The following is a 2,120-nucleotide window of genomic DNA, read 5'->3' on the forward strand; positions in this document are numbered from 1 at the left end:
TCGCGCGCCTCGCGGAAGATCTGGCCGATGCTCTCCTCCTCGCCCTCTTCCGCGGACTCGCCTTCCGGACGCACGCGCTCCGGGCGCGGCAGCGGGGTCAGCAGCTCCGGGGTGACCGGCTCGGACGGGATCTTCTGCTCGATGTAGGCCTCGATGTCCGGCAGGCTCATCGCGTAGCGCTCGCAGGCGAAGCTGATCGCGTCGCCCTCCTCGCCCAGGCGCGCGGTGCGGCCGATGCGGTGGACGTAGTCCTCGGCGTCGAACGGCAGGTCGTAGTTGTAGACGTACTTGATGCCGTCGATGTGCAGGCCGCGGGCGGCCACGTCGGTGGCCACCAGGATCTCCAGCTGGCCCTTCTGGAAGCGGTTGAGCAGGGTCTCGCGCTTCTTCTGCGGCACGTCGCCGGACAGCACGCCCACGCGGTAGCCGGCCTTCTCCAGGGCACGGGCCACGCGCTCGACGTACACCTTGGTGTTGACGAACACCATGGTGCGGGCGCCCTCGCTGCGCGACAGCAGGCCCAGCAGCAGCGGCAGCTTCTCCTCGTCGGCCGGGTAGTAGAGCTTCTGGCGCACGCGCGCGGCGGTGACCGTCTCGGCCTCCACCACCAGCTTCTCCGGCTCGTTCATGTGCTCGTAGGCCAGCTCCAGCACGCGGTGGCTGAGGGTGGCCGAGAACAGCAGGGTCTGGCGCTCGGTGCGCACCGGCATGCGCCGCAGCAGGAAGCGGATGTCCTTGATGAAGCCGAGGTCGAACATGCGGTCGGCCTCGTCCAGCACGCACACCTCGCAGGCATGCAGGGACACCACCTTGTGCTGCTTGACGTAGTCGATCAGGCGGCCGGGGGTGGCGATGATCACGTCCACGCCCTGCTGCAGCAGCTCACGCTGCTTGTCGTAGTCCACGCCGCCGTAGACCAGGGCGAAGCGCAGGCCCAGGTGCGAGCCGAACTTGACCGCGTCCTTGTGGATCTGGATCGCCAGCTCGCGGGTCGGGGCCAGGATCAGCGCGCGCGGATCCTCCGGCTTGCGCTCGGCCAGGGCCGGGCGGGTCAGCAGGCGGTTCATCACCGCGACCAGGAAGGCCAGGGTCTTGCCGGTGCCGGTCTGGGCCTGGCCGGCGACGTCGCGCCCGGCCAAGGCGACCGGCAGGGTCAGCGCCTGGATCGGGGTGCAGCGGCTGAAGCCTGCCGACTCGAGCCCGGCGAGCAGCTCCGGATGCAGGTCGAAGGAGGAAAACGTTACATCGGTCAGCGGCTTGTCGCTCATCATCCAGTCTTCATGTGGCCTGGCCCAGCGTGGCCGGACAGGCGGCCTTTGGCGGCCTTGCAAATACGTTCCCGGCCGCCGCACACTGCGCCGGCGCCGGGCCGCGCGGCCGTCGGTGGGACGGTGTAGCCCACTTGACATCTCCGCGGAACGCCCCAGTTTAACCCAAGCAGCCCCCCGCCCTGCGTGGAGGGCATCCGCAATCCCACGGAGACCCAAGTGAACGACAAGGTGATGCATATCGGCGATGCCGATTTCGACAGCGCCGTGCTGCAATCCCAGGAACCGGTCCTGGTGGACTTCTGGGCCGAATGGTGCGGCCCGTGCAAGATGATCTCGCCGATCATCGACGAGCTCGCCGAGGCCTACGAGGGCCGCATGAAGGTGGCCAAGGTCAACATCGACCAGAACCGGGCCACGGCGATCAAGTACCACGTGCGCTCGATCCCGATGCTGCTGCTGTTCAAGGACGGCCAGGTCCAGGCGACCCAGGTCGGCGCGGTCGGCAAGGGCCAGCTGACCCAGATGATCGACAAGACCCTGGCGGCCTGAAGCCGCCCGCCGGACGGGCCACGCCCGTCCGGCCCCGGGGCCTGAACCCAGGCCCCACCAGCCTGCGGCGGCGCTTGCCGCCGCCAGGAACCTGGTGCTAGTGTCATCGGGTCCGGTCGCGCTGCGCGGCCGCCGTCCCGCCGGAACGTTGCCGCCGCAAGGCGCGCCAGGCCGGCGCACCCCACCCAACGAGTCATCCGCCCGCTTCCGGGCGCTCGCATCTGCCAGCGAGGAATTCCAGTCTTGTCCGAGAACACCCAGCCTGAAGCGCCCGGGAGCGACGACGCACCCGCCGAGAAG

Annotated in this window: 2 protein-coding genes; one reads left to right on the forward strand and one right to left on the reverse strand. The window is 69.3% G+C overall.

Going from position 1 to position 2,120, the window contains the following annotated elements; all coding sequences use genetic code 11:
* Positions 1 to 1,268 (reverse strand): ATP-dependent RNA helicase RhlB (gene rhlB / locus B351_RS0104400; protein WP_019397839.1); only part of this gene is annotated, 1,268 nt, incomplete at its 3' end.
* A gap of 195 nt (positions 1,269 to 1,463) precedes the next feature.
* Between rhlB and trxA the strand changes: the two genes are divergently transcribed.
* Positions 1,464 to 1,820, forward strand: a complete 357-nt coding sequence (trxA, locus tag B351_RS0104405; RefSeq protein WP_407059577.1) for a thioredoxin TrxA — start codon at positions 1,464 to 1,466, stop codon at positions 1,818 to 1,820.
* The last annotated feature ends 300 nt before the right edge of the window (positions 1,821 to 2,120 follow it).

It is taken from the genome of Pseudoxanthomonas sp. GW2, assembly GCF_000283075.1.
Classification (GTDB): domain Bacteria; phylum Pseudomonadota; class Gammaproteobacteria; order Xanthomonadales; family Xanthomonadaceae; genus Pseudoxanthomonas.